At 63.8% G+C, this 18007-nt stretch carries 19 protein-coding genes; 9 read left to right on the top strand and 10 right to left on the bottom strand.

Going from position 1 to position 18007, the window contains the following annotated elements:
* Positions 1 to 154: 154 nt before the first annotated feature.
* Both IVB29_RS07520 and IVB29_RS07515 read right to left on the bottom strand, forming a co-directional pair.
* Complete coding sequence (locus tag IVB29_RS07520; protein WP_247502756.1) at positions 155 to 376, bottom strand: hypothetical protein; 222 nt, start codon at positions 374 to 376, stop codon at positions 155 to 157.
* Positions 377 to 472: 96 nt separating this feature from the next.
* Positions 473 to 925: a hypothetical protein gene (locus IVB29_RS07515; protein ID WP_247502755.1), complete on the bottom strand. Its 453-nt coding sequence runs from the start codon at positions 923 to 925 to the stop codon at positions 473 to 475.
* A 158-nt stretch (positions 926 to 1083) separates the two neighbouring features.
* Here IVB29_RS07515 and IVB29_RS07510 point away from each other — a divergent pair, with 158 nt between their 5' ends.
* Positions 1084 to 1356 (top strand): helix-turn-helix domain-containing protein, encoded by a 273-nt coding sequence (locus IVB29_RS07510; RefSeq protein WP_247502754.1) that lies wholly within the window; start codon positions 1084 to 1086, stop codon positions 1354 to 1356.
* 3 nt (positions 1357 to 1359) lie between these two features.
* Here the strand turns inward: IVB29_RS07510 and IVB29_RS07505 are convergent, their stop codons facing one another.
* Together IVB29_RS07505 and IVB29_RS07500 are read right to left on the bottom strand one after the other, a co-directional pair.
* Positions 1360 to 2592: a PLP-dependent aminotransferase family protein gene (locus IVB29_RS07505; RefSeq protein ID WP_247502753.1), complete on the bottom strand. Its 1233-nt coding sequence runs from the start codon at positions 2590 to 2592 to the stop codon at positions 1360 to 1362.
* Positions 2593 to 2791: 199 nt separating this feature from the next.
* Complete coding sequence (locus tag IVB29_RS07500) at positions 2792 to 3319, bottom strand: DUF3124 domain-containing protein (RefSeq protein ID WP_247502752.1); 528 nt, start codon at positions 3317 to 3319, stop codon at positions 2792 to 2794.
* Positions 3320 to 3386: 67 nt separating this feature from the next.
* On the opposite strand from IVB29_RS07500, the gene IVB29_RS07495 reads away from it, so the two are divergent.
* The 4 genes from IVB29_RS07495 to IVB29_RS07480 all read left to right on the top strand — a co-directional run bounded on the left by IVB29_RS07495 (position 3387) and on the right by IVB29_RS07480 (position 8841).
* A complete protein-coding gene (locus tag IVB29_RS07495) occupies positions 3387 to 5117 on the top strand; it encodes a cation:proton antiporter (RefSeq protein WP_247502751.1) in 1731 nt (576 codons plus the stop codon).
* A gap of 172 nt (positions 5118 to 5289) precedes the next feature.
* A complete protein-coding gene (gene ribB / locus IVB29_RS07490; RefSeq protein WP_247502750.1) occupies positions 5290 to 6366 on the top strand; it encodes a 3,4-dihydroxy-2-butanone-4-phosphate synthase in 1077 nt (358 codons plus the stop codon).
* 157 nt (positions 6367 to 6523) lie between these two features.
* Positions 6524 to 7738 carry an acyl-CoA dehydrogenase gene (locus IVB29_RS07485; protein WP_247502749.1) on the top strand — a complete coding sequence of 405 codons (1215 nt, stop codon included), beginning with the start codon at positions 6524 to 6526 and terminating at the stop codon, positions 7736 to 7738.
* Between the two features lie 185 nt (positions 7739 to 7923).
* Positions 7924 to 8841: an MBL fold metallo-hydrolase gene (locus IVB29_RS07480; RefSeq protein WP_247502748.1), complete on the top strand. Its 918-nt coding sequence runs from the start codon at positions 7924 to 7926 to the stop codon at positions 8839 to 8841.
* A gap of 67 nt (positions 8842 to 8908) precedes the next feature.
* Here the strand turns inward: IVB29_RS07480 and IVB29_RS07475 are convergent, their stop codons facing one another.
* Together IVB29_RS07475 and IVB29_RS07470 are read right to left on the bottom strand one after the other, a co-directional pair.
* A complete protein-coding gene (locus IVB29_RS07475; RefSeq protein WP_247502747.1) occupies positions 8909 to 9763 on the bottom strand; it encodes a DUF1499 domain-containing protein in 855 nt (284 codons plus the stop codon).
* 166 nt (positions 9764 to 9929) lie between these two features.
* The gene (locus IVB29_RS07470; RefSeq protein WP_247502746.1) at positions 9930 to 11558 is read right to left on the bottom strand and encodes a fatty-acid--CoA ligase; all 1629 of its coding nucleotides are present in this window, start codon (positions 11556 to 11558) and stop codon (positions 9930 to 9932) included.
* Between the two features lie 65 nt (positions 11559 to 11623).
* On the opposite strand from IVB29_RS07470, the gene IVB29_RS07465 reads away from it, so the two are divergent.
* The gene (locus IVB29_RS07465; RefSeq protein ID WP_247502745.1) at positions 11624 to 12703 is read left to right on the top strand and encodes an extensin family protein; all 1080 of its coding nucleotides are present in this window, start codon (positions 11624 to 11626) and stop codon (positions 12701 to 12703) included.
* A gap of 37 nt (positions 12704 to 12740) precedes the next feature.
* On the opposite strand, the gene IVB29_RS07460 is transcribed toward IVB29_RS07465, so the two are convergent.
* Positions 12741 to 13427 carry a L,D-transpeptidase gene (locus IVB29_RS07460; RefSeq protein ID WP_247502744.1) on the bottom strand — a complete coding sequence of 229 codons (687 nt, stop codon included), beginning with the start codon at positions 13425 to 13427 and terminating at the stop codon, positions 12741 to 12743.
* A gap of 328 nt (positions 13428 to 13755) precedes the next feature.
* Between IVB29_RS07460 and IVB29_RS07455 the strand changes: the two genes are divergently transcribed.
* Both IVB29_RS07455 and IVB29_RS07450 read left to right on the top strand, forming a co-directional pair.
* Positions 13756 to 14733, top strand: a complete 978-nt coding sequence (locus IVB29_RS07455) for a magnesium transporter CorA family protein (protein WP_247502743.1) — start codon at positions 13756 to 13758, stop codon at positions 14731 to 14733.
* Between the two features lie 186 nt (positions 14734 to 14919).
* Positions 14920 to 15138 (top strand): hypothetical protein, encoded by a 219-nt coding sequence (locus tag IVB29_RS07450; RefSeq protein WP_247502742.1) that lies wholly within the window; start codon positions 14920 to 14922, stop codon positions 15136 to 15138.
* An 85-nt stretch (positions 15139 to 15223) separates the two neighbouring features.
* Here the strand turns inward: IVB29_RS07450 and IVB29_RS07445 are convergent, their stop codons facing one another.
* Genes IVB29_RS07445 through pdxH form a run of 3 tightly spaced genes read right to left on the bottom strand, consistent with a single transcriptional unit; the run spans position 15224 to position 17431 of the window.
* On the bottom strand, positions 15224 to 15994 hold the full coding sequence (locus tag IVB29_RS07445) for a methyltransferase domain-containing protein (protein ID WP_247502741.1): 771 nt from the start codon (positions 15992 to 15994) through the stop codon (positions 15224 to 15226).
* Positions 15995 to 16010: 16 nt separating this feature from the next.
* Positions 16011 to 16763, bottom strand: a complete 753-nt coding sequence (locus IVB29_RS07440; protein WP_247502740.1) for an SDR family oxidoreductase — start codon at positions 16761 to 16763, stop codon at positions 16011 to 16013.
* A gap of 26 nt (positions 16764 to 16789) precedes the next feature.
* Positions 16790 to 17431, bottom strand: coding sequence for a pyridoxamine 5'-phosphate oxidase (pdxH, locus tag IVB29_RS07435; protein WP_247502739.1), 642 nt, complete (start codon positions 17429 to 17431; stop codon positions 16790 to 16792).
* Between the two features lie 113 nt (positions 17432 to 17544).
* Between pdxH and IVB29_RS07430 the strand changes: the two genes are divergently transcribed.
* Complete coding sequence (locus tag IVB29_RS07430) at positions 17545 to 17952, top strand: RT0821/Lpp0805 family surface protein (RefSeq protein ID WP_247502738.1); 408 nt, start codon at positions 17545 to 17547, stop codon at positions 17950 to 17952.
* Positions 17953 to 18007: the final 55 nt, after the last annotated feature.

The following is an 18007-nucleotide window of genomic DNA, read 5'->3' as shown; positions in this document are numbered from 1 at the left end:
GAGGGGTTTTTCTCCACACGCACATCCCTGACAATTTGAATTCGCTGAGAGATAACCATCATCCGACGCTTCGCGCCACCTTCTCCCACAGGGGGAGAAGGAAACACGCAAAGAAATGGCCCCGCGAGGGGCCATTTCCGTATTGCGTCGTGGGTTAGTCCCAGTGATGACGGTGACCGCGCTTGACCACCACGACACGGTCGTGATGGCGCCAGCCGCGATGCCAGCCGTTGTCGCGATGCTCGCGCATTTCGGCGCGGGCGCCGTAGCCATGATGGTGACCGTTCCTGATCACCACAGTCTCTGCACTGGCCAGCGTCGGCGCCGCAACCGCGAGCGCACCGAGAGCGGCAACGACATAAGCAAGCTTCTTCATGATGTCCTCCTCCAATTCAATGCAAATGAGAACCGCGCATAGACGCGAACGTTCCGCAGGAATCGCAGGAGAATTCTGAACAGCTGTTCAGGTGGTTTAATCGCAGCGTTGCTGCGCAGGTGTTGGCTCGCCGGTGGCAACGTACTTGCCCTCCTTGATCGTGTACTCGCCGCGCTCGCTGCGATTGTAGATCGCGCGCAAGCTACCTTGCTTTGAAAGCCGCAGGCCGAACTCGCGCGTCTGCTGGAGCGAGGGGAAGTACACCATCACATTGAGCGAGCCTTCGACATTGACGGTGGCGGACACCACCTCGTTCTCGTCCTTGGTCTCGCCGAAATTGCGCCGGTACATCACCCTTCCGTCTTTCCGGATTTCGTAAGTCAGGAGCGCGCCCTTGTCGCGGTCGGGCCGGGCGGCACAATCGACCGCCCACGAGCCGAGCAGGCCCCATTGTTCGACCGTCGCCGCAAGTGTTTCGGCACCGGCGGTGGGCGCGAACGCAATCCACACCATCGCAGCCGCGATCCCGCGGCCCAGACAACGCGCCATGTTCTGAAAACCCCCGCCTCGAAGAATTCCAAAGTGTAGCATCCCGCGCGCGCTCGTCCACGGCAGCGGCCAATCGCGCGCGAATTTGATCCGCGTCAATGAGGCCCGCCCTATCCCCGGTAGGATGGCGTTTCCCGAAGGCGAAGTTGGATAGACCGATGCTGAATCAAGTCATGGATTTCGCGGGCGAGGTGCTGCCGGGGAGCTGTGCCGCGCCGCCTTATTCCGAGGCCGCGTTTCTAACCGAGCTGGGCGAACGCCTGAGATCCTCGCGCGCCCGCTGCGAGCTGTCGCGCCGGGAGCTTGCCCGCAGGTCCGGGATTTCCGAGCGCTATATCGCCCAGATCGAGGCCGGCAAGGGCAACGTCTCGATCGTGCTGCTGTTGCGGCTGGCCTCCGCGATCCACGGCAGCCAGCCTCGGGTCGCCTGAATCTTAGGCTCGCTTCTCCACATTGGCGCTGCGGGCCGGCACGCCAAACTCCTTGCGGCAGACCTCGGCCAGCACCGCGACGCCCTCGCGGATCTGCTGATGCGAAGGGCTGGCAAAGCACAGCCGTAGACGCGAGCTCGAATGGCCCTTGTTGGTCGACCATTCCGGCCCCGGATTGATCGAGACGCCGGCGGCGAGCGCGGCCTGGTACAGCTTGAGCGTATCGACCTGGTCGGGCAGCTTCACCCACAGGAAAATGCCGCCCCGGGGCTCCTCGAATTCGGCCGCCGTTCCGAACTGCTCGTTGAGTGTTTCCATCAGCGTATCGAGCTTTGTGCGCAGCGCCTTGGTTAGCGCCGGCACGTGGGTCGCAAAATGCGCCTTGCAATAGGCGGCCAGCACCATCTGCTCCAGCGCGCCTGAGCCGGCATCCGTCTTCAGCGCCAGCATCCGCGACATCACATCCCAGGGCGCGACGATGAAACCGACGCGCAGCGCCGGCGCGATCGATTTCGAGAACGAGCCGATATGGATCACGCCCCCGTTCTCGCTCATCGCATGGATCGCGGGTGGCCGCTGTCCCGACCAGATCAGGTCGGCATAGCAATCGTCCTCGAAGATGGGCACCCCATATTCGGTCGCGAGCCGTAACAGCTCAGCGCGGCGGCTCTCCGGCATGATGCTGCCGGTCGGGTTCTGCACGGTCGGAATGGTGTAGATGTACTTCGGCCGGATGCCGCGGCCTTTGAGGTCGGCCAACGTCGAGGCCAGCATGTCCATGCGCATGCCGTCATCGTCGAGCGGGATGCCAACCACGTTGACGCCGAGCCGTGCCAGGCGGGTCAGCGAGCCCTGATAGCTGTCCTGCTCGAAGATCACGGTGTCGCCGCGCGTCAGCAGCGTCGAATTGACGAGGTCGAGCGCCTGCAGCGAGCCGGAGACGATCATGAGATCGTCGACCGTGCAATTGATGCCGGCATCGCGCTTCAGTTTTGTCACCAGGAATTCGCGCAAGGGCAAATAGCCCTGCGGACCATGCGCCAGCCCGTAAGTGGCAAGCGAGCGGCCTTCGCGCCGCAGCACCGTGTTGGTTGCCTCGATCAGCTCGTCAAGCGGCACCTGCTCGGCGTCATTGTTGCCGCCGACAAAGCTGTATTTGGCAAGGCCCGTCCAGCGCGCGGAAGGGGCCGGCAGCCCTGCGGGAAACAGGGGCGCGAAATCGAAGCTGGACGTCATGGGAGCGTTCCTCGTTGTTTTTTATTCGGCGGCTGGCCTGGTGCCGACCGGGCGCCGCGATTTTGATGATGTCATCATGCCAGTGTTTTGCCCGACGCGTCAAACAAAATTCGTAAAATCCGCATCCGTGTCTCGTGGGCCGGCAAGTCATTGATTTTGCGGATTGGGTCTACTGTGCATGGGGTTGTTTTCGGGTTTTCTATTTTTTTCCCGCCGTCCTCGTGGGACGTCCCTGGCTGATGAAAGCGTAATGCGCATTGGCTACCCCGCCAACCATCAAGGCCTCGACCGCGGGCTCGGCGATCTCGCCTGTTGCAGCCCAGTCGACGATGAAGTTGGCGCCGGTCCCGCCGCGCACGTCGTCGGTTGGGATAAAGATCGAGACCGTGGCGAGCGGCTTCAAAGCCACCGGCGCCTTCAGGTAGCTCTCGACCTGCTTACCCGCGGTGTCGAAATAGGCGATGCGCTTCACCACCAGTGCCTGCGTCTCCGAGGCATTGTGGATGCTCAGCGTCACCGAGAAGTCGACGCGCAGCTTGCCCTGGCTCATCGCGACGCTGGAATAGGCCGGCACGTAGAATCCGCCGGAGACGGCGAGTTCCTCCTTCGGCAGTGCGGTGAGCGAATCGGCAAAGTTTTGCTCGATATTGACCTTGGGCTGCGCGGCCACGGGCACAGCGGCCGCGAACGGGCCTAGCAGGGCTATGAGCCAGAGCACGATCCGCATGTGACGAATTGCTCGCTTGCCGCATCGCACCCGGTCTCTAGGGTGCGGCAAAACGGACCTGTTTGGCATGCACGAGCTCATTCGCGACATCACTCTCTGTATTCTGTTTGCCTGGATGCTGGGCTTGCTCGCCCATTTCTCCCGGCAACCGCTGATCCTGGCCTACCTTATCGCCGGCTTCTGCATAGGTCCATTCGGCGCCGGATGGGTCAAGTCGCAGGAATCGATCAGCGTCATTTCCGAGCTCGGCCTGATCTTCATGCTGTTCATGATCGGTCTGGAGATCGACCTGAAGAAGATCGTGCGGGCGGGAAAGGTGATCCTGTTCGCGGCGGGCGGCCAGCTTATCGGCGGCTGCCTGCTCGGGGTGCTGTTCTTCATCGGCATCGGCCTGTCGCTCGGCGGCGGGCAATTCGATGCGGTCTATCTCTGCGTCGCCTGCGCGCTGTCGAGCACCGTCATCATCGTCAAGGTGCTCTACGAGAAGCGCGAGCTCGACACGCTGCCAGGTCGCATCACGCTCGGCGTCCTCGTGCTCCAGGACATCTTCGCCATCCTGTTCCTGGCGGTGCAGCCGAGCCTCGCCAATCTCGAGGTCAGTGTCATCCTGATCTCGATCGGCCGCGTCGCAGTGCTGGTCGCCGCCGCGCTGCTGGTCAGCCGTTATGTGTTGCCGCGCCTGTTCCACCAGATCGCCCGGCGTCCCGAGTTGATCCTGCTCGGCGCGCTGGCCTGGTGCTTTCTCGTTGCCGAAACCGCCGAGCAGCTATCGCTGTCACGCGAGATGGGCGCACTGATCGCCGGCGTCTCGCTCTCGACCTTTCCCTACGCGCTCGACGTCACCGCCAAGGTCACCACGCTCCGCGACTTCTTCATCACGCTGTTCTTCGTCGCGCTCGGCATGACCATTCCCGTGCCCGGCCTGTCCGTGATCGGGCTTGCCTTGATCATCGCTGCGTTCACGGTGGTGAGCCGCCTCGTCACCACCTTTGCTCCGCTCTATCTGATGAAGCAGGGGCTGCGTGCGAGCCTGTTGCCGGCCCTCAACCTCGCGCAGATCTCCGAGTTCTCCCTGGTGGTGATCCAGACCGGCGTCTCCGACCACCACATCGCCCCGGAGACCGCCAACGCGGCCTCCTTCGCCTTCGTGGTGCTCGCGGTGCTCTCGACCTTCGCGATGAGCCGCAGTGACGAGATCACCCGCTGGGCGATCGGCCCGTTGAAGCGGATCGGCCTGCGCGACCTCGACCATGGCAACGGCCATGCCGAGGAAGGGCATGAGGGCGGCCATGGCGAGGCGCGTCGGATCGTCATCCTCGGCTTTTTCCGTGCGGCGAGCGCGCTTTTGGCCGAGATCGAACGGCAGACCCCGGTTCTGCTCGAGCAGATCACCGTGATCGACTTCAACCCCAATGTGTACCAGACGCTGCTCTCGCGCGGTTTGCACGTGATCTATGGCGACATCAGCAGCGCCGATACGCTGCTCCATGCCGGCATCGGCAAGTCCGAGATGATCATCCTCAGCGTGCCGGATGCGCTGCTGAAGGGCGCCAGCAACGAGAAGCTGGTCCGCCACGTCCGCACCCTCAACCCGACCGCCATGATCGTCGCCACGGCCGATCTCTTGTCGGATGTGGGCGAGCTCTACGAGGCCGGCGCCAGCTATGTCACGGTGACCCGGCTCAGCGACGCTCATGAGCTGTTTACCGTGATCGAAGCCGCCCAGGCCGGCCTTCTGGCCGACAAGCGCGCCGAGTTCGATCAGCGGCTTGGCGAGCGGCGTGAAGTGTTGCCCTGAGACGGCGCGGCCCGCCTTCCTTCCCGGCTATCTGCGCCTATAGCCAGGTATCTTCGGTGCAAGCCTGCCGCTACCAGGCCCGCTGCCCGGAATATGTGGTTGCGTCCAGGACACTAGCGCCCCGGCTCAAGTCCGGCTAAGCCTCCCGCTCATAACCGATAGAGATTGGGAAATGCCCGATAGCGTCCAGGAAGTCTTGCAGGCCTTTGCCCGGGGTGAGCTCGTGGTCGTCACCGACGACGACGATCGTGAGGGCGAGGGCGATCTGATCGTCGCCGCCTCGCTTTGCACCGCGGAGAAGATGGCATTCATCATTCGCCACACCTCCGGCATCGTCTGCGCACCTGTGACCACCGAGGACGCACGCCGCCTGCGGCTCGATCCGATGGTGGCCCACAACGACTCCGCGCACACCACCGCGTTTACGGTCTCGATCGACTACAAGCCCGACGGCGGCACCGGCATCTCCGCCGAGGAGCGCGCCTCGTGCTGCCGCGCGCTGTCCAATCCCAATGCCGGCGCCAACGATTTTGCCCGCCCGGGCCACATCTTCCCGCTGATCGCCAAGGACGGCGGCGTGCTCTTGCGCTCCGGCCATACCGAGGCCGCGGTCGATCTCTGCAAGCTCTCCGGCCTGCCGCCGGTCGGCGTCATCAGCGAGCTGATGAACGACGATGGCAGCGTGATGAAGGGCGAGCAGGTCTCGCAGTTCGCTGCCAGGCACAAGCTGAAGCACGTCACCATCGCCGACATGATCGCCTACCGCCAGGTGCGCGAGAAGCTGATCGAGCGGGTCTCGACCTTCGTCACCGAAAGCCCGATCGGGCCACTTCAGGGCTATGCCTACCGCTCGCCGTTCGATTCCATCGCCCACGTCGCGTTCGTCTATAACGGCGTCGGCGACGGCAAGAACGTGCTGACGCGCTTCCACAAGCCGAACATCGTCAAGGACATCTTCACCGGCCATAAGCGCATGGCGGCCGTGCTCGAGCACTTCAAGAAATCCGGCCGCGGCGTGCTGGTTTACCTGCGCGACGGCGCAGCCGGCGTCCCCGTGGCCCCGCTGCCCGACGAGAGCGCGACCGAGGCCGACCGCAACCGCCAGTGGCGCGAAGTCGGCGTCGGCGCGCAGATCCTGCGCGATCTCGGCGTCACCTCGATCCGCCATCTCACCTCCTCGGTGCATGACTACAAGGGCCTGTCGGGCTTCGGCATCGAGATCGTCGCCAACGAGCAGCTCGAAAGCTAGCGCTGTGATCCCAGGGTGCGCCAGCATCCCTCGGGGTGCGCGACGCGCGTCCCCGGGATTCAGGCAGACCCATCCATCTGCAACGCAATTGCACTTGTTGCCGCGGCGCTTTAGTTTGTCGGGCAAATTTGACGGAACCAGACGAAAGGACGTTTTCATGAGCGTGCGCCCTCAGGCCAAGGACAAGCCGGCTGCGGCTTCTTTCCAGTGGGACGATCCGTTCCTGCTCGACGAGCAGCTGACCGAAGACGAGCGCATGGTGCGTGACACCGCCCGCGCCTACGCCCAGGACAAGCTGCTGCCGCGCATCACCAAGGCCTATCTCGAAGAGACGACGGATCGCGAGATCTTCAACGAGATGGGCGAGCTCGGCCTGATCGGCATCACGCTGCCGGAGGAATATGGCTGTGCCAACGCGAGCTATGTCGCCTATGGCCTCGTCGCGCGCGAGATCGAGCGGGTCGATTCCGGCTATCGCTCGATGAACTCGGTACAGTCCTCGCTGGTGATGTATCCGATCTACGCCTATGGCGATGAGAACCAGCGCAAGAAGTACCTGCCGAAGCTCGCGAGCGGCGAGTGGGTCGGCTGCTTCGGTCTGACCGAGCCGGACGCCGGCTCCGACCCGGGCGGCATGAAGACCCGTGCCGAGAAGGTCTCCGACGGCTATCGCCTCACCGGCAGCAAGATGTGGATCTCGAACGCGCCGATCGCGGACGTGTTCGTGGTCTGGGCCAAGTCGGCCGAGCACGACAACCAGATCCGCGGCTTCGTGCTGGAGAAGGGCATGAAAGGCCTCTCCGCGCCGAAGATCGGCGGCAAGCTCTCGCTCCGCGCCTCGATCACCGGCGAAGTCGTGATGGACGGCGTCGTCGTTCCCGAGGACGCGCTGCTGCCCAACGTCTCCGGCCTCAAGGGCCCGTTCGGTTGCCTCAACCGCGCCCGCTACGGGATCTCCTGGGGCGCGCTCGGCGCGGCCGAGGACTGCATGCACCGCGCCCGCCAGTACACGCTCGACCGCAAGCAGTTCGGCAAGCCGCTCGCCGCGACCCAACTCGTGCAGAAGAAGCTCGCCGACATGGAGACCGAGATCGCGCTCGGCCTTCAGGGCTCGCTTCGCGTCGGCCGCCTGATGGACGAGGGCAAGTTCGCGCCCGAGATGATCTCGATCATGAAGCGCAACAATTGCGGCAAGGCGCTCGACATCGCCCGCGTCGCCCGTGACATGCACGGCGGCAACGGCATCTCGGCCGAGTACCACGTGATGCGCCACGTCCATAACCTCGAGACGGTCAACACCTACGAGGGCACCCACGACGTCCACGCCCTGATCCTCGGACGTGCGATCACAGGCATTCAGGCGTTTTTCTGATCCGGCTTCGGTGCTGGTTGCCTTGCTCAGCTGTCATCGTCCGCCTTGTGCGCACTTGCGCACTGGAGCGGACGATCCAGTATCCCAGAGACCTCGCCTTCGCCACCGGCGCCACGGCGTACTGGATACCCCGCCTTCGCGGGGTATGACGGCGAGAGTTGGGGCTGTAGTGCACAGGAAGTCCCATGTCCGACAACGACGACGTCCCGTTCAACCGCAATTTTCCGCTCAAAGCAGGCGTCGTCGAGGAAGTCCGCCCCGGCGTGCGGCGCGTGCTCTGTAACAATCCGAGCCCGTTCACCTTCACCGGCACGGTCAGCTACATCGTAGGCACCGGCAAGGTCGCGATCATCGATCCCGGTCCTGACGACGAGGCGCATGCGAAGGCGCTGCTCGATGCCGTCAGCGGTGAGGCGGTGAGCCATATCTTCGTCACCCACACTCACCGCGACCATTCGCCGAACACCGCGCGGATCAAGCAGGCGACCGGCGCGCCGGTTTATGCCGAGGGCCCGCACCGCGCCTCGCGCCCGCGCTTCGAGAGCGAGAAGCACAATCCGGAATCCGGCTCCGACCGCGACTTCGTGCCCGATATCAGGATCGCCCATGGCGACGTCGTCGAGGGTGCCGGCTGGCGGCTCGAGGCCGTGGCCACGCCCGGCCACACCGCCAACCATCTCGCGTTCGCCTGGCCCGAGCGAAAGTTCAACTTCGTCGGCGATCACGTGATGGGCTGGTCGACCTCGATCGTGGCGCCGCCCGACGGCTCGATGATCGACTACATGGACTCGCTCGACCGGCTCGCCGCGCGCGAGGAGGATCTGTATTTCTCCGGCCACGGCCCCGAGATCCCGGACGGCCCGCGCTTCGTGCGCTTCCTGATCCGTCACCGCAAGGCCCGCGAGGCCTCGATCCTGCACCGCCTCGCCAAGGGCGAGACTGACATTCCGACCATGGTCCGCGCGATCTATATCGGCATCGACCCGCGCCTGACGACGGCCGCCGGCTATTCCGTGCTGGCGCATCTGGAAGATCTGGTTGCGCGCGGCGTGGTTGCGACGGATGGCGATCCCGTGATTGGCGGGACGTACAGGATGGCGTGACGGCGAATGGGGAGTGGCGAATTGGCGGCTTTTCCACTCGCCATTCGCTACTCCCTATTCGCCAATTTCACTTCTTCACAGTCTTCGCCGGCGCCTTTGGCGGTGTCACCGGGGTCTTCTTCACCGGCTTCAGCGCATCAGCGTCCGCGGCCGTGTTGAGATCGTCGATGAACTTGGTCACACGCGCGGCGTTGCTGCCGAGGTCGCTGTCGAAATAGCGCGAGGCGGAGCGGATATCGACGCGGGAATCGTCGCCGTCAGGCACGACCCTGATCGAGACGTCCTCGCGGAAACCCATGATCGGCGTGCGCGCCACCGCCTCGATGCGGCCGATGCGGCGCGGCGGCTGCGGCGCGCGCTCGTCGATAACAAGCCATTTGCGCTTGTTGACGAGCTGGAGCGCGATCGCATAGGCGCGGTCGACCGGAATCTCGAGCTCGATCGGCTCGATGTCAGGATAGAGCTCGCGCTGCTGCTCGGCCGAACGGAGACCGGCGTAGAAGGCGGTGTTGGTGCCGTCGCCGGTGCGCAGGCGCGACAGCGCATCAAAGCGCGGCGGGTCGATCGGATCGGTGGTGATGTCGTAGATATGAGGCAGCTTGTTGTACAGCAGGGCCTGATAGGCGGGATAGGCGAGGATCGCACCGTCGATCAGGAAGGCGAGCAGGATGCGGGCCATGCCACGCGAGCCGTTCTGCCAGATCGCAGCAAAGCCGGCGAGGCCGAACAGGATCGATAGAGCGGCGACCGCGAGCCCCCCGAAGAAGGTGGCTAGCGCCGGCTTCGGCTCCAGAAAGCCGAAGCGGACGATGAGGATCGACACCACCACCGCCACCACCGCGAACACCGCCAGATTGCGCGCCCAGCTCGCGAGGCTGGACACGGGCTCCGTCTGATAGGGAGCGGAAAACCTGCGGGCCATCGGGTGGGTGCTGCCGGGGGTTTGGGACGATGCCGGCCGATCTGGCGCGACGATGGGCCGTTGAGACCACGGCCCGGGGGCAAATTCAAGAGTTCCCGGGTTGTTACGGCCCGTCATCCCGGGGTCGGCTCATCGAGCCGCCCGGAATGACGTTCATACGCTGGCCTTACGCCGCCGCGTTCGGGAAGCGATAATCCCTAAATTGGTCGCGCAGCGCCGTCTTCAGGATCTTGCCGGTGGCGGTGTGCGGAATGCCGTCGACGAAGGCGACGTCGTCGGGCATCCACCATTTCGCGATCTTGCCATCCATGTATTTCAGGATGTCCTCGCGGCTAGCCTGCTGGCCCTGCTTGAGCTGCACGATCAGCAGCGGCCGTTCGTCCCATTTGGGATGGAACACGCCGATCACGGCGGCCTCCGCCACGGCGGGATGGCCGACCGCGAGGTTTTCGAGGTCGATCGAGGAGATCCACTCGCCGCCGGACTTGATCACGTCCTTGGAGCGGTCGGTGATCCGCATGTAGCCGGCCTCGTCGATGGTCGCGACGTCGCCGGTGTCGAAGAAGCCGTCCTCGTCGAGGATGTCAGTGTCGATGCGGAAGTAGGCCTTGGCGACGGCGGGCCCGGAGACCTTGAGGCGGCCGAATGTCGTGCCGTCCCACGGCAGCTCCTTGCCGGCATCGTCGGTGATCTTCATCTCCACGGCGAAGGGCGCATAGCCCTGCATCTGGAGCACGTCGAGCCTGGCATCGCCGGTCGCATTCTGGAACGGCGGCTTCAGCGCCGCGACGCTGCCGATCGGGCTCATCTCGGTCATGCCCCACGCGTGGCGCACGTTCGAGCCCATGTCGAGGAAGGCCTTGATCATCGAGCGCGGCATCGCCGAGCCGCCGCAGATCACCATCTTCAGGTCCGGCAGCTTCAGATTGTTGGCGGTCATGTGCTGGAGCAGCATCAGCCACACCGTCGGCACGCCGGCCGTGTGCGTCACCTTCTCGGCCGAGAGCAGTTCGTAGACCGAGGCGCCGTCGAGCTTGGCGCCGGGCATCACCAGCTTGGTGCCCTGTGAGGGCGCGGAGAAGGCGATGCCCCAGCTATTGGCGTGGAACAGCGGAACTACCGGCAGCATCGTTTCGGAGGCACTGGTGCCGAGCGCATCGACATTGTTGGCCATCAGCGCGTGCAGCACGTTGGAGCGATGCGAGTACAGCACACCCTTCGGATCGCCCGTGGTGCCTGATGTGTAGCACATTGCGGCTGCCGTGTTCTCGTCAAAGTCCTTCCATTTGAATTGGCCGTCGGCCTCCGCGATCCAGTCCTCGTAGGCCACCACATTCTTCAGCGTGGTCTCAGGCATATGCGCCTTGTCGGTGAGTACGACGTAGCGCTCCACGCTCGTGAGCTTGTCGGCGATCTTCTCCAGGACCGGAACGAAGGTGATGTCGGTCATCACGATGCGGTCCTGCGCATGGTTGATGATCCAGGCGATCTGTTCGGGGAAAAGGCGGGGATTGACGGTATGGCAGATGGCGCCGATCCCCATGATGCCGTACCAGACTTCGAGATGGCGCCAGGTGTTCCAGGCGATCGTTGCGACGCGGTCGCCGAGCTTGATGCCGTCGCGATCCAGCACTTGCGAGACCTTGAGCGCGCGCTTGTGGATTTCGCCATAGGTGGTGCGATGGATCGGTCCCTCGACCGATCGCGTGACGACCTCCTGCTTGCCATGAATCCTGGCAGCGTGTTCGATGATCCGGTGGCAGAGCAGGGGCCAATCTTGCATCAAACCAAGCATTCCGTCGTTCCTCCGAGAATTCGCTGGGCGGGTTGTCGCTCTCAGCGCTGGGCCAAAGAATTGTCATGAGTCTTAGCCTGCCGGAGTTTCGCCGCAAATGGTCTTGTCGCGGCTATATGTCCGCCGGCGCGGCAATGGTTACCGCTGCGCTGGGGCTGTCGCTTGTGCTCGCGGATCGGGCGGAGGCGCGAAAATATGCTGCGCCGCTCGATATCTTTGGTCTTGGTACACCACGGCCGCGCGCGACAGTTCATTCCGCCAGGATACCGCTACCAAAACCTCGCCCAGAGGAGGCCCCCAAAGCGGCGGAGGAGGCCGCTCCGGAGGCCGACGGGAAGCCTTCCTCCGATAAGCCCGGCGGCAACAAACCCGCCGAGGCCGCACCGCCGCCCGAAAAGCAACTCTCGGCCTGCCGCCTCGCGCTGACCGAGGAAATCGCGATCGCCCCCTCCATACCTGACATCCGCGGCCCGGGCGCCTGCGGCGGCGAGGATCTGGTGCGGCTCGAGGCCATCGTGCTGCCGGACAAGCGCAAGGTGGCGGTCAAGCCGGCGGCGATCCTCCGCTGCCCCATGGCATCGGCGATCGCCGATTGGGTGCGCAAGGACATGGTGCCGCTGGCCGCCAGCCTCGGCTCGACCATCAGCGATCTCGACAATTTCGACAGCTTCGAGTGCCGCGGCCGCAACCGCATCGTTGGCGCCATGCTGTCCGAGCACGGCAAGGCCAACGCCCTCGACGTCCGCGCCATCAAGCTCACCAACGGGCAATCGATCGGCCTGACCGACCGGACCCTGTCGCGCGACGTGCGCGAGCGCGTCCTGCATTCGGTCTGCTCGCGCTTTTCGACCGTGCTCGGACCGGGCTCGGACTGGTACCACGAGGACCACATCCATCTCGATCTCGCGCAACGGCGCAACGATTACCGGATCTGCCAGTGGAATGTCTGGGATCCCCTGCCGCAGGTCGCACCGCTCTTGCCCGCGGAACGCCCCGAGGAGGCACCACCGCGCGAGGTCGCGGCCAAGCCTGAAGCAAAGGACGAAGCTGATGACGCGGCGGCGGAGAAGTCCCCTGCGCCTTCGGACAAGTCGGTGCCCGAGAAGCGACAGCCGTCTAAGCCGGCAACAAAAAAGCGCCGGTGAAACCGGCGCTTTTGTATGTCCTCAGATCAAAAGACGATCAGTTGCTACCTGCCTGGCCGGTTCCGCCGCCTTGCAGTGCAAGGCGCGAATTGTAGGGCGAGTCGCCATGCTTGGGCTCGAGCACGACCACGATAGTGCCGAGCTTGACGCGGCCGTAGAGATCGATCGCGTCCTCATTGGTCATGCGGATGCAGCCCGACGAGATCGAGGCGCCGATATATTCCGGCTGGTTGGTACCGTGGATGCGGAACAGCGTGTCCTTGCCGCCCGAATAGAGATACATCGCGCGGGAGCCCATCGGATTGTCCGGACCGGGCGCAACGAACGTCGGCACGCCCAGACGCGAAATCTCGCCCGGGGTCGGATGCCATGCCGGCCACTCGGTCATGCTGCCGACCTTGGCGATGCCCGACCAGGCCATGGCCTCTTCGCCGACGGTGATGCCGTAGCGGATCGCCTTGCCGCCATCCATCACCCAATAGAGGTAGTGGTTATCGGAATCGACCACGATCGAGCCCGGCGATTCCTTGCGGTGGTAATCCACGATGGCGCGGCGGAACGGCTCGGCGACCGGAGTGTTCTCGTACCGAACCTTGGCAAGGAGTTCCTTGTCCTTCGGCTTGAAGGCCTTGGTGTCAGTCGCCTCGAAATGTGTGGCCTGCATGCAGCCCGACAGCATCACGCCAGCGGCCAAGATACCCAGCATAACTTTCAGCGACGACATGATTTGGTTCCAATCGAAAACAACAAACTTGCGTGGAGCTTGAGCCAAGCCCAAGGACCACGACTCCGTTGCCCCTATTATCGTTGAAATCTGCCACAATTCCAGCCTTTCGGACCTTTTCCCGCAATGCGAGACCTTACCTGTGGCTTTTTTGCCGCAAGTTTTGCGTCCCGAAGTCGGTTTCTGGGCAAAGGATGCCGAACTGTCGATTCTGGGCCACGGTGCCGCCACAAATGCAAACGCTCCGTTAATGTGCTTGTCATCATGAACTTGTCAGAATCGCGCTAAGGGCTCGTCATTCTGTCGCAGGCCCTTGCTGGAGTTGTGCATGTTTTCTGTGTTCGTTCCCTCCGAGTCCTCCCTCAAGAAGGCCGTCGTCGAGGATCTCGCGGCAATTCCGGAGCATGCGGTGTGGATCGACCTGGTCAACCCGACCGCGGCCGAGGACAAGGCGGTGGAGCGGCTCTCGGGCATCGCAATCCCGACCCGGGAGGACATGCAGGAGATCGAGATCTCCAGCCGCCTCTATATCGAGAACGGTGCGCGCTACATGACCGCGACGCTGATGTGCCAATCCGACACCGACATGCCGCGGACCACGGCGGTCACCTTCATCCTCGGCGACCATCGCCTGGTGACGGTGCGCTACGACCAGCCAAAGCCCTTCGCACTGGTGGAAGCCAAGCTTGCCCGCTCCTGCACGCCGGCGATCACCGGCGAGATGGTGCTGATGGAACTGCTGGACGCGGTGATCGACCGCTGCGCCGACATCCTGGAGCGCTGCGGTGCCGACATCGACCAGGTCTCCCATGACATCTTCGAGCCGGAGAGCGAGCGCCACGGCCACGCCAAGCAATACTCGCAAATCCTGATCTCGATCGGCCGCAAGGGCGATTTGACCTCCAAGGTCCGCGAAAGCCTGGTGTCGATCGGCCGCGTTGTCACCTTCCTCTCGGCCATCGTCGAGGGCGTGAAATGGTCGAAGGACATGCGCGAGCAGCTCAAGACCATGCAGCGCGACGTCTCATCGCTGACCGACCACGCCTCCTATCTCTCCAGCAAGATCACCTTCGTGCTCGACGCCATGCTCGGCGTCGTCAATCTCGAGCAGAACAACATCATCAAGCTGTTTTCGGTCATGGCCGTTGTCCTGATGCCGCCGACGCTGATCGCCTCGATCTACGGCATGAACTTCAAGGCGATGCCGGAGCTCGAATGGGCGCATGGTTATCCGTTTGCGCTCGTGCTGATGCTGTGCGCCGCGATCGTTCCGTACTGGATCTTCAAGTGGAAGAAGTGGCTGTAATAGCTACCGAGACCTTACGCCGGTCGCAGAGACACCGCGGTTGGTGTCGCAGAATAGAGCGGGATTGCGTCCGCGCGGTGATGTGTGCCCGCCGCCCCAATTCCTCCGGTAAAATTTGAGCGGTGGGCTGAACGTTTACGCGAAGCTTGTCTGCGATAAGCAGTGGGTTAGCCGCGAGGAACAGCCATGGTTGAAAAACACATAACGTCGCTCCGCAACGTCATCGATCTGGCGAACTATCGTCAGGTCCTGGCGAGCGGCAAGGCGGCGTCGATGTCGGCACGCATGTGCCGGCACTGTGGTGCTCCGCTGCTCGACGGCGAGAACGACGACGACTGCTCGACTGCAATCGACGCGGCCCCGCTAAGGCTGCGCGATCGGTCGCGTCGGATTCGAGTCGATTGAGGCACGGAAGGAAGGGCGGGCGATCCAGGTCTTGCGGCGGCGTTGTCTGGATCGCCTTGCTTCCCGTCTATCGGCGACAAATCACCTAGCGCATCACGATCTGCGCCGTCGAGGCGATGGTCTCGGCGATGAGGCCGTCGCGGCTGAAGGAGGCGAGGTGGCCTTCGACGTCGCGCAGCATCGCCTCGACATTCTCGCCCAACGCATCCGGCGAGGACGAAGAGTAGGTGAGAGTGCGGCGTGTCAGGTCCTGCAAACTGACAGTGTGGCTGGTCTCGACGGTGATGAGCTCGGTGGGCTGAAAGGCACTGCCGCGAAAGAACGCCGGCAGGTCGCGATGGGCGCGCGTGCCTTTGCCAGCTTCCTCCCAGAGTTTTGTGGGTGACCAGCGGCGGCGGATCTCGTTGTAGCCATCGAGCCACGGATTGCTGCCATCGGTGGCCGAGAACGAGGCGCAGATCAGAACTGCGCCGTCGCGCGCGACCAGCTCCTCAAGCCGCGCCAGAGTCGGCTCACGATCCATCCAGTGCAGCGCGCGGCCGATCGTCACGACGTCGAATGTACCGATGCCGGGGTTAAGCGTCTCGGCCTTGCCTTCGATCAGCGTCAGCGCGTGGCCCGCGCTCGCACCCGCGCGTCGCGCCGCATCGAGCATTGCAGGTTCAGGGTCGACGCCGACGATGCGGCCGACATAGGGCGCAAAGCCGAGCGCCAGCAGTCCGGGTCCGGTGCCGAGGTCGATCAAGCGGCTCTGTTTGGAGAGGCCGAGCTTTTCCGCGACGCTGCGAAAGAATTCGCCCGGGTAAAGCGGCCGCAAATGTTCGTAGAGTGAGGCTGTGCTTGCGAACCGGCCCATGCCTTGCGCGCCTTGCCTACACGTGCTGACCGCCGTTGATGTGGATCTCGGCGCCGTTGACGTAGGAGCTGGTATCCGTGCACAGCACGTAGATGATCTTGGCGACCTCGTCGGGCGTACCGAGACGGTGCAGCGGGATCTGCTGCTCGACGATCTTCTCGGTGCCGGGCGACAGGATCGAGGTATCGATCTCGCCCGGCGCGATCGCGTTGACGCGTACGCCGACCCGGCCGAAGTCCGAGGCCATCTCGCGCGTCAGGGATGCAAGTGCGGCCTTGGAGGTGGCATACGCCGCGCCCGCGAATGGATGCACGCGCGAGCCCGCGATCGAGGTGACGTTCACGACCGATCCCTTGGCCGCCTTCAATTCCTCGATCAATCCCCGCGCGATCATGATGGGCGCGAAGAAGTTGACGTGGAAGACATGCGTCCAGGTGTCGAGATCAGTGTCGATCGAGCCGAGCCTCGAGCCGCCGGGTCCCTTCGGCGAGATCGCGGCGTTGTTGACGAGCGCATGCAGCATGCCGCCTTCGAGGCGGTCGCGGATGTCGTTGATCGCGCGCGCGGTGTCCGTGGGATTGCCGAGATCGACCTGAATGTGGTCCTCAGGACCAGCGTCCCACGGGCAGTCCTCGGGGAACGGATGCCGCGAGCACGTGATGACACGCCACCCTGCCGACGAGAAGCGGATCACGGTGGCATGGCCGATGCCGCGGCTCGCTCCGGTCAGGAGCAGCGTGCGACGCGGCGCATTGGACGAATGCGGCATGGACATCTTTCAGGTCGGCCCAAAGCTCAGGGATACATCCGCGTCTTGGACCACGGTTGGCCGGCCGCGTCACGGCGAAATTCGATGCGATCATGCAGGCGGAATGGGCGGTCGTGCCAGAACTCGATACGCAAGGGCGTGATGCGCCAGCCGCTCCAGCCCGGCGGGCGCGGGACCTCGCCGATGACGTGCCTGGCCGCGACCTTGGCGATGGCCTGCTCGAAGGCGAAGCGGCTCTCCAGCTCCTGCGACTGCTTGCTGGCCCAGGCGCCGATCTGCGCCTGCTTCGGTCGCGTCGCGAAATAGGCGTCGGCTTCAGTGTCGGTCACCGGCGTCACGTTGCCGCGGATGCGGACCTGACGGCGCAGCGACTTCCAGTGAAAAAGTAACGCTGCCTTAGGATTTGCGGCGAGTTCGCGGCCTTTCTGGCTGGCGATGTGGCTGTAGAAGACAAAACCCTCGGTATCGAAGCCTTTCATCAGCACCATGCGCACGTCAGGCAGTCCGTCCGCATCGACCGTTGCGAGCGCCATGGCGTTCGGATCGTTCGGCTCGCTCTTGATCGCCTCGTTCAGCCAGGCCTCGAACAGCGCAAAAGGCTCGTCGGCGGTGGTGAAATCACCGGATGTTAAGGGTGTCTGGTGTTTCATCGAGGTCGTGTCGGTCATGTCTGGAGTCCGAGTTGCGTCCCGCGGCCCAAAACGCATTGTTGTCCGCTACCGCCCTATATAGGGCATGGGGATGCATTGGCCTATCGGCGATCCGCCCGTCCGGCTTTGTCATGACGATGATTCTGATCGGGCTTGGCACCGGCGGTTGCAGCTTTTCCCGCAACGACACCAACGCCTATGCCAAGGCCGACGACAGCGACTTGACCGGTTCGATCGCGCGACCGGCCAAGGAGGCCGCACCGACCGAGACCGATCTTGCCTTTGCCCGCAACGCCGCCTCCGACGTGCTGAGCAAGGGCGACAAGGATTCCAGCCAGCACTGGGAGAATCCGGAAACCGGCGCGCGGGGCTCGGTCACGCCGATCGCGCAATCCTATGCGGCCGAGGACGGCCGCAAGTGCCGCGATTTCCTGGCGAGCTATGTCAACGGGAGCACGGAAAGCTGGCTCCAGGGCGCCGGATGCCAAAGCAGCCGTGGCCGTTGGGAGATTCATACGCTAAAGCCGTGGCGGAGCTGAGCATGATCCGGAAAAGTGGAACCGGCTTTCCGATAAGATCATGCTCCAAAACGTA

Source organism: Bradyrhizobium sp. 1, from assembly GCF_023073315.1.
Lineage (GTDB): Bacteria > Pseudomonadota > Alphaproteobacteria > Rhizobiales > Xanthobacteraceae > Bradyrhizobium.
Note: the sequence above shows the minus strand (reverse complement) of the source record. Positions and strands in the feature narration are given on the sequence as shown.

Excerpts from the sequence above, each read along its gene's own strand:
- IVB29_RS07520 (WP_247502756.1), bottom strand. The coding sequence starts at position 376 with ATGAAGAAGCTTGCTTATGTCGTTGCCGCTCTCGGTGCGCTCGCGGTT.
- IVB29_RS07515 (WP_247502755.1), bottom strand. The coding sequence starts at position 925 with ATGGCGCGTTGTCTGGGCCGCGGGATCGCGGCTGCGATGGTGTGGATT.
- IVB29_RS07510 (WP_247502754.1), top strand. The coding sequence starts at position 1,084 with ATGCTGAATCAAGTCATGGATTTCGCGGGCGAGGTGCTGCCGGGGAGC.
- IVB29_RS07505 (WP_247502753.1), bottom strand. The coding sequence starts at position 2,592 with ATGACGTCCAGCTTCGATTTCGCGCCCCTGTTTCCCGCAGGGCTGCCG.
- IVB29_RS07500 (WP_247502752.1), bottom strand. The coding sequence starts at position 3,319 with ATGCGGATCGTGCTCTGGCTCATAGCCCTGCTAGGCCCGTTCGCGGCC.
- IVB29_RS07495 (WP_247502751.1), top strand. The coding sequence starts at position 3,387 with ATGCACGAGCTCATTCGCGACATCACTCTCTGTATTCTGTTTGCCTGG.
- ribB (WP_247502750.1), top strand. The coding sequence starts at position 5,290 with ATGCCCGATAGCGTCCAGGAAGTCTTGCAGGCCTTTGCCCGGGGTGAG.
- IVB29_RS07485 (WP_247502749.1), top strand. The coding sequence starts at position 6,524 with ATGAGCGTGCGCCCTCAGGCCAAGGACAAGCCGGCTGCGGCTTCTTTC.
- IVB29_RS07480 (WP_247502748.1), top strand. The coding sequence starts at position 7,924 with ATGTCCGACAACGACGACGTCCCGTTCAACCGCAATTTTCCGCTCAAA.
- IVB29_RS07475 (WP_247502747.1), bottom strand. The coding sequence starts at position 9,763 with ATGGCCCGCAGGTTTTCCGCTCCCTATCAGACGGAGCCCGTGTCCAGC.
- IVB29_RS07470 (WP_247502746.1), bottom strand. The coding sequence starts at position 11,558 with ATGCTTGGTTTGATGCAAGATTGGCCCCTGCTCTGCCACCGGATCATC.
- IVB29_RS07465 (WP_247502745.1), top strand. The coding sequence starts at position 11,624 with ATGAGTCTTAGCCTGCCGGAGTTTCGCCGCAAATGGTCTTGTCGCGGC.
- IVB29_RS07460 (WP_247502744.1), bottom strand. The coding sequence starts at position 13,427 with ATGTCGTCGCTGAAAGTTATGCTGGGTATCTTGGCCGCTGGCGTGATG.
- IVB29_RS07455 (WP_247502743.1), top strand. The coding sequence starts at position 13,756 with ATGTTTTCTGTGTTCGTTCCCTCCGAGTCCTCCCTCAAGAAGGCCGTC.
- IVB29_RS07450 (WP_247502742.1), top strand. The coding sequence starts at position 14,920 with ATGGTTGAAAAACACATAACGTCGCTCCGCAACGTCATCGATCTGGCG.
- IVB29_RS07445 (WP_247502741.1), bottom strand. The coding sequence starts at position 15,994 with ATGGGCCGGTTCGCAAGCACAGCCTCACTCTACGAACATTTGCGGCCG.
- IVB29_RS07440 (WP_247502740.1), bottom strand. The coding sequence starts at position 16,763 with ATGCCGCATTCGTCCAATGCGCCGCGTCGCACGCTGCTCCTGACCGGA.
- pdxH (WP_247502739.1), bottom strand. The coding sequence starts at position 17,431 with ATGACCGACACGACCTCGATGAAACACCAGACACCCTTAACATCCGGT.
- IVB29_RS07430 (WP_247502738.1), top strand. The coding sequence starts at position 17,545 with ATGACGATGATTCTGATCGGGCTTGGCACCGGCGGTTGCAGCTTTTCC.